The organism is Spirosoma harenae (assembly GCF_054776975.1).
Genome location: NZ_BAAHBD010000033.1, coordinates 1 through 6,900 on the forward strand (window position 1 = coordinate 1; position 6,900 = coordinate 6,900).

Annotated in this window: 6 protein-coding genes; 2 read left to right on the forward strand and 4 right to left on the reverse strand. The window is 50.3% G+C overall.

The genetic code is table 11. The features are described from left to right. Window positions 1–357: 357 nt before the first annotated feature. Both ACYVE4_RS29620 and ACYVE4_RS29625 read left to right on the forward strand, forming a co-directional pair. Window positions 358–1,311, forward strand: a complete 954-nt coding sequence (locus ACYVE4_RS29620) for an alpha/beta fold hydrolase (RefSeq protein ID WP_461044034.1) — start codon at window positions 358–360, stop codon at window positions 1,309–1,311. 489 nt (window positions 1,312–1,800) lie between these two features. Next, on the forward strand, window positions 1,801–3,075 hold the full coding sequence (locus ACYVE4_RS29625) for a sensor histidine kinase (RefSeq protein WP_461044035.1): 1,275 nt from the start codon (window positions 1,801–1,803) through the stop codon (window positions 3,073–3,075). Window positions 3,076–3,080: 5 nt separating this feature from the next. On the opposite strand, the gene ACYVE4_RS29630 is transcribed toward ACYVE4_RS29625, so the two are convergent. The 4 genes from ACYVE4_RS29630 to ACYVE4_RS29645 all read right to left on the reverse strand — a co-directional run. Then, on the reverse strand, window positions 3,081–3,599 hold the full coding sequence (locus tag ACYVE4_RS29630; protein ID WP_461044036.1) for a response regulator: 519 nt from the start codon (window positions 3,597–3,599) through the stop codon (window positions 3,081–3,083). Between the two features lie 361 nt (window positions 3,600–3,960). Next, complete coding sequence (locus ACYVE4_RS29635; protein ID WP_461044037.1) at window positions 3,961–5,196, reverse strand: cation:proton antiporter domain-containing protein; 1,236 nt, start codon at window positions 5,194–5,196, stop codon at window positions 3,961–3,963. 378 nt (window positions 5,197–5,574) lie between these two features. Beyond that, a complete protein-coding gene (locus tag ACYVE4_RS29640) occupies window positions 5,575–6,042 on the reverse strand; it encodes an Hsp20/alpha crystallin family protein (RefSeq protein WP_461044038.1) in 468 nt (155 codons plus the stop codon). 466 nt (window positions 6,043–6,508) lie between these two features. Continuing rightward, on the reverse strand, window positions 6,509–6,900 hold a 392-nt coding region (locus tag ACYVE4_RS29645), incomplete at its 5' end, for a T9SS type A sorting domain-containing protein (RefSeq protein ID WP_461044039.1).

A 6,900-nucleotide genomic window follows, 5' to 3' on the forward strand; every position in this document is an offset into this window, starting at 1 on the left:
CCGAACGGGAAAGCGGTGCCGAGAAGCCTCAGCACCGCTTTATCGTATCCGAATTGCTTTCACCCACTTATGGAATCAAAATTCGGGATGACTCATGTTTGTCAATGCCAGCTTGAGCCGATTATGCCCACGGTCAGTTGGAGAGAATGAAAATTCGACCAGGGAGTCAGGTCTAGTTCATTGAACGCCCCACTGTCCTGACTAGGCTGTAAAGGGGGGTGTTGAGAACACCCGTTATTGCTTCAAACCAGCTCGCTAGTTCCTGGTCACGATATCTTGCCGCCAATAAACAGGCTTGGTACCAGCTGCTTACCAATTGTTATCGACCATACTGCTTAATTAACCCACTAATTTGTCATGAAAGGACTCGCTTTTACAGTAGCTTTTGTAATCAGTATCCCTTATTTAGTAGCCCAATCGGTTCCGGATAGTCGCACCGATGGCCGGTTTTACACCGTCAATGGGGCTAACCTGTGGACAGTAAGTGTTGGGAAAGGTGATCCCTTAATTTTGATTGCTGGAGGACCAGGTGGCGTGCACACGGGTTTACGACCATTTGATTCGCTGGCTACGAATAACACCCTGGTTTATTTTGATGGGTTCGGCAGAGGAAAGTCGGACACGGCGAGCCAGGTTAGCCAATACAGCTTACAGCGAGATATCGATGATCTGGAAGCGCTGCGGAAGGCCATGGGGTTTGCTAAAATAAACCTACTAGGTCATTCATATGGTACGGTCGTCGCCCAGGGCTATGCCATACAATATCCTCAGCAGGTTAGTCATTTGATCCTATCCGCTCCGTTTCACAGTCATGCCATGTGGCAGGAAAATGATGACAATTACAATCGGGAAATTAAGGTCAATTACCCAGAAGTCTGGGATACGCTGATGGTGATCCGTCAACAGGGCTATCAATCCTGCGATTCGTTGCATCAGGCCGTGTACGGCCGGGTACCCTACGCGTTTTTTTATGCCTACAATCCGACGAATTTTCTGGGGTCCAGCAATGAGCCTTATCCCAATAAATATAATACCAAGTTGTATTATCAGCTGGTGGGCAAAGATGGTGATTTTAGGGTTGGCAATGATATCGGTCGCTTTGATTACCGTCAGGCTTTAAAAACGCTGCCCATGCCGATTTTAATCCTGGCGGGACGGTATGATCGAGTAGCGGTTCCCTGGATGATGGTGAAGTACAAGCAATATTGTCCCCAGGCTCAATTTGAATTATTTGAAAAAAGCGGCCACAATACCTTTGTTGAAGAACCGGCCAAAACATTTGCCCTTATCCGGACCTTCTTAAGCAAGTGATGCACGGGTATCTTTTTTTGACCCTTAGCCGTGAATTATTTATTCACAATAAAGCTCCTCAATGAGATATAGCATTGTACATGTATCTGCTTCATTATTCGGGCGTTTGATGGGATGGGGTAATTGGAGGCAGGGTTGGCCGATACCCGAAATGCTTTTTAAAAGCACAGGAAAAAGGGGAACCGTTTGCGTAGCCAGTTTGGTGATAGACCAAAGCAAATTGGTACTCAATACCACAATAAGCACGATCCACTACCTCTACTTCTTAGCCAGTAAACAAGGATACGGGCCTGATCAGTAGGGGTAGGAGCAGCTCTGGTTACTCACCTCAAAACAAAGTTAGCTGCACCGCAATCATATAGCTCAACCCGATGTTACCTTTACAGTAGTGGTAACTCGCAAGGTTATCAGCCAGTTTTTTGTTTTCGCCTGGTTGCCTAATTGGGATAATTCTTCCGGACGGGCGTAGAGATAATACCTAAGTTAACCATGACCCCTTCCCTTCAAGACCCGGCTTCCCTAGATCAGCTAGCTAGCTATCTAGCCGCCCGGCGAGAAGCCCTGCTCAATAACTGGCGGACAGCTTGTGAAGCTGATTCCTCCCTGAAAACAGTTGTTAGCTTAAGCCGCGAAGAGTTTAACAATAAAGTCCCCTTCATGCTCAATGTGCTCCAGCAGCGATTACAGGGCCAAGCCGAAGAAGGCCAAGTGGAGTTGTTAGCCGCTGAACATGGCCTACACCGCTGGCAAAAGGGGTACCTGCTAAAGGAGCTGTCTACGGAGATGATGCATCTGGGCAACATCCTACTGGGGGAGTTACGGCTATGTTGGCAGATCTACCCCGACATTGACCGGCAGGTTATGGCCACGGCTTATGAGCACGTGGCCACTTTTAGTAACCAGATCAGTGTGGGAAGCCTGGAGCAATACGACTCCTTGCAACGCACCGCCGCGGTGAGTCGGGTGGAAGCCCTGGAGAAAACCATGACTCAGTTGAATCAGGTAATTCAGCAACGGAGTGATTTATTACATCGATCCTCTCATGATCTGCGGAGTAACTTCGGCATTATTCAAGGAGCGGTCTCCATGTTAGAACTCACGAGCGATTCTGAAGAAGACCGGAAACACTTTCTGGCTATGTTGCAACGCAATCTGGCCAACAGTCGCCACTTAATGACCCAGCTCATCGAGGTAGCCCGCCTGGAAGCGGGACAGGAAACCCTCAACATTCAGCCCATCAATGCGGGTCAGTTATTGACCCGTCTCGTAGCCGATTACCAGCCGCTGGCCACCGAGCGGGGGCTTTTACTCCAGGCGGACGGCCCGGCGAGCTTGCCCGTCGAGTGTGATCCAGTTCACCTACAGCGTATCCTTCAGAACCTGGTCCTGAATGCCCTCAAACATACCCCGACCGGATTTGTATCGGTTTCCTGGACTCGGGAGAATGACTACCGCTGGATCGTCAGTGTGCAGGATTCAGGACCGGGCTTGCCCACGGTTACTCAGGCGGGTTCATTAGCTCAGGTGTTAAATCCCTCCCCCGAATCTTCGGCAGCCTTCGGCATCGCCAATCCTGAGGCCGATGCTCAGGAAGCAGCCACTGCTCAAGCGTCCCGGTCGGCCTTTGCCCATAAAGGGGAAGGCATTGGGTTATCTATCGTCAAGGGTTTATGTGAGTTGCTACGGGCCAATCTGGAGATCGAAAGTAAGCCGGGTGAAGGCACCCTGTTTCGCATCCGGTTAGCCATTCACTGGCAGCCCTAAGGGCTTCAGGCCGCTCTGGGCTCTGCGACTGAACTCAGGGGCAGCACGCCCTGTTCCCACCAAAACTGACGCACGCTCTGAGTCAGCGTGAGCCAACTGTTAATGGACTGGGGCTTGACGATGTAAAAGCTGGCCCCCTGCTGATAGGCCTGACGGATATCGGTTTCATCGACTGACGAACTCATCACCAGGATGGGAATCTGCTGCTGGTTACCTAATAACATCCGGATGTCTTTTAAGAGGCCAAAGCCCGCTTCATTCTGGGGCAGGTACAGATCCTGTAGAATTAACTTGGGTAAGCTAGTCCGGTTGGCCAGACAATCGGTGAGATAGGCAATGGCTTCCTGTCTATTGGCGCATCGATACAAGCTCACATCGGGGAAGTGTTTAGCCAGGCTAAAGCGGACAATCGTCCAAATGTCTTCCTGATCTTCCACCACCAGTAGGGTTGCTTGCTGGAAGTTCTGTTGGCGTAAGGTGGAGTAAGAGGTATCGGTTAGTTGAGCGGTATTGATTACATCCATGGCCTTGTTGAAGTGGTAAACAGACCCTGTTCTCGCTTGAGGGGGCTCCTGTTGATGCTTGTGGTCAACTGACCGGTCAGTCAAGCTAAACGATTTAACGTGTCAAGCCCAGCGTAGTTCAGAGAGTACCTCATCCAATGAGCAACCGGGCCCTGGGTGGTTTACCAAATCATGGGGTTTTCGTCCCAATGAGCGATCAACGCTGCTGGCCGTTGGAAGAAGGCCACCAATAACCAGGATTTGTCGGGGGGACACGAATTATTAGGTATCCTTTATTTCCAGCGAAGAACAACGATGCGCTAACTCGTGTGAAATCAATATTCTCAATTAATGCTCCTATTAATTACTCATTTCACAGAAACTATTCCTTTACCTTACGGTTGGGAGTAATGCCAGCACTTTGGGAGCGAAACACAAACGTGCGGATAATCCCAATCCAAAGCGTGGTGATGAGCATGGTTAAGGCCACAACCGAGAGCGTCAACTGATAGATGAAGTCATTGATGAGCCCCAACTGACGAGCCGACAGACTTAGCACAATACTAAACTCGCCTAACTGAGACAGCAGTGCGCCCGCATACACACTGTCACGCCAGGACGAGCCGACCAGCCGGAAGGCCAGTGCCCCTAGCAGGCTGTTGATCAGTAGTACCAGCCACACCAGGCCACTGATCAACGACCAGTGCTCAACCAAAAATCCTACCTCGATTTGTAAACCAATCGCCACAAAAAACAGGGCCAGAAAGAACACCCGAAAGGGATGCAAACTCTGCTCCAGCCAGTGGGTAGCCCCGCTGCGGTTGACCAGTACACCGGCGACAAAGGCACCCAGGGCGGCTGACAGGTGAAAAGTCTGGGTCAACCAGGCCATGCCGAAACAGGTAAGCAGTCCCCAAAAGACCTGTAAATCATGGTCATGGGCCAGGGTGTGGGCAAAAGGTAAGGTAAGGGTTCGCGAGCCCATAGCCAGTCGTAGGAATAGCAGAATCAACAGGCCGCCCCCCAGCATCAGGCCAATGTCCAACGGGTTGAACTGAGCTTGACCGAGCAGATTTAGCGTTACCAACATGGGCACGGTAAGCATGTCTTGGAGCAGTAAGACACCTGTTGTCAACGTCCCTAAGGGCGACATGATCTCGCCATTTTGACGCAGGTAGGGCATAATGATGGCCGATGAACTTAAACTAAGAGCAAAGCTAATCAGCACTTTAACTGCCAGACTCCACTGGAGATAGAAACCCAGTAACCACACTGCGGCAACGCTCAGCAGCAGCTGAACCAGCATGCCCAGCAGGGGTTTGGCTATGTGTTTAGTCAGATCGGGTAGCCGGATTTCGAGGCCAATAAAGAACAGCAGCAGGATGATGCCAAGCTCCCCTAACTGGGTAATCAGGTGGGGATTGACCAGGAGTTGAAGGCCGTCGGGGCCCAGCACCATGCCGCTTAGTATGTAGGCAATGAAGTAGGGTTGGCTGAGCCGCCGAAGCAACAATACCCACAACAAGATGACCAACGAAAGGATGACCAGGCCATCCAGCACCGTTGGTCCGTGATGGGCGGCCAAACTAGGCACTTGCATAAGCACAGTCTTGATCATGTTGGCGGGGTAGTTGTAGCTAGTCAACGGCTGAAAGGCAGATTGGCTTGCCGGGCTTGCTAGGGCTTTACAAAATCAGGCAACAGCGGCTTACTTGAGTCGCTAAGGTGGGCAGGCTGTGTCGCTGAGCGCAGGATTGACAAGCACCTAGCAGAAAAAGAAAGGGAGATGATCTGTTAGCGGGTAGCTAATGTAGTTACATTTTGGTTTCAGGGCTACATCCCCCTTAATCGCTTCTTTCAGCGTAAAGCTAGTTTTAATCGTTGCCCATTCTAATCTGTCGGATTCGCACTCCAGCATCGGCCACTCTACAATGAGGCAAAAAAGAGGTGGTGACCTATACTGTTACCACCTCTTGTGGGCAGGCCTAAAGGCCAGTTAGTTAATTTGGATTTGAGTCGGTGCCTTGGGTTTGGCTTCTTCCTTCTTCGGCAACACAATGTGCAAAATACCATCCTCGTACCGGGCCTGGATCTGCTCTTGATCGCAGGAGTCAGGCAACCAGAACGAGCGCGAGAAGGCATGGTAGCTAAACTCCCGCTTGGTGTACTGCCCCTGCTCATTTTTCTCTTCCTGCTGGTCTTCCTGCTGGGTGGAGACCGTCAGCTTTCCGTTATGCAGGCTCAAATTGAAGTGCTCCTTCTTCAGGCCTGGGGCCGCCACATCGATCTGGTAACCTTCACTGTCTTCCTTGATGTTGACCGCTGGCACGAGCGTTCCGACCTGCGAGCGGGTAATGCCGGGCCAGTTGCGGTTGAAGTTAAATAACTCATCCATGTCTCTGCCCATGAATTCATCCAGTAGAGAGGGCAGTTGTCCGTTTCCATTGAATTTAACCAGTGACATACTTGTAAGAGGTTTAAAGTTTAACATAAAACCGTGTCAGAAAGCTCCTAAACAAGGGATATGCCAAAAGGCTGTTGTCTTTTTTGGATGCCTCAGAAACTGACAAAATGACATTTTTCAGCTTGGTTCACGGGTCATCCAGACAGTACTGGGCGTACCGACCCCTATCCACGCTGGGGTCAATGGTCAGGCATTTGCTGTTGACCAACTCGCTGACATGCTCATCGAGTTTTGACCAGGTAATTACAGTAGGGAAATCAACGTAGAAAACTTCAGGGTAACTCCTGATCGGTTATCAGTCTTATTAAACCCTCCCATCTGAGATGGATTTGCTACGTTAAACGGAACAAATGTTTCTTATATTTCTGTCCAGTTTCTAAAAATCGCCCTAGTCCGCTAAAACAGCTATGAACTAGGGCGATTTGTTGGAGCCTCTGATTTTCGTCTATCGGAAGACTGGCTCGTTTTATTGTTTAACGACTTTTAAAGAGATAGTTTCCTGAGTGGTACTTACCCGTAACATATAAAAGCCACTGATTGTCGTCTCTAGACGTAACCGTTCTTCATGGAGGGGGGACGTAATGTTTATGGACCGGTTGATGAGGGGGCGCCCATTCAAATCGGTTAGGGACAGATGTACTGACTCACCCTGTACATTCTCAATCCTAACCGTAAACTCTTCCGCTACTGGATTTGGATAGACCTCCGCTTTCAGGTGAGCAATCGGTTCTACTGCTAAATTAGCCGCGAGACGAGCACCCACCGGGCACTGGGCCCGGATGTCCCAACTGTAAGTGACGACCTGTCCACTCTGACGGGCATGGAGCAGTAAGGGCACCGCATCAGCCGCCGTGCGTA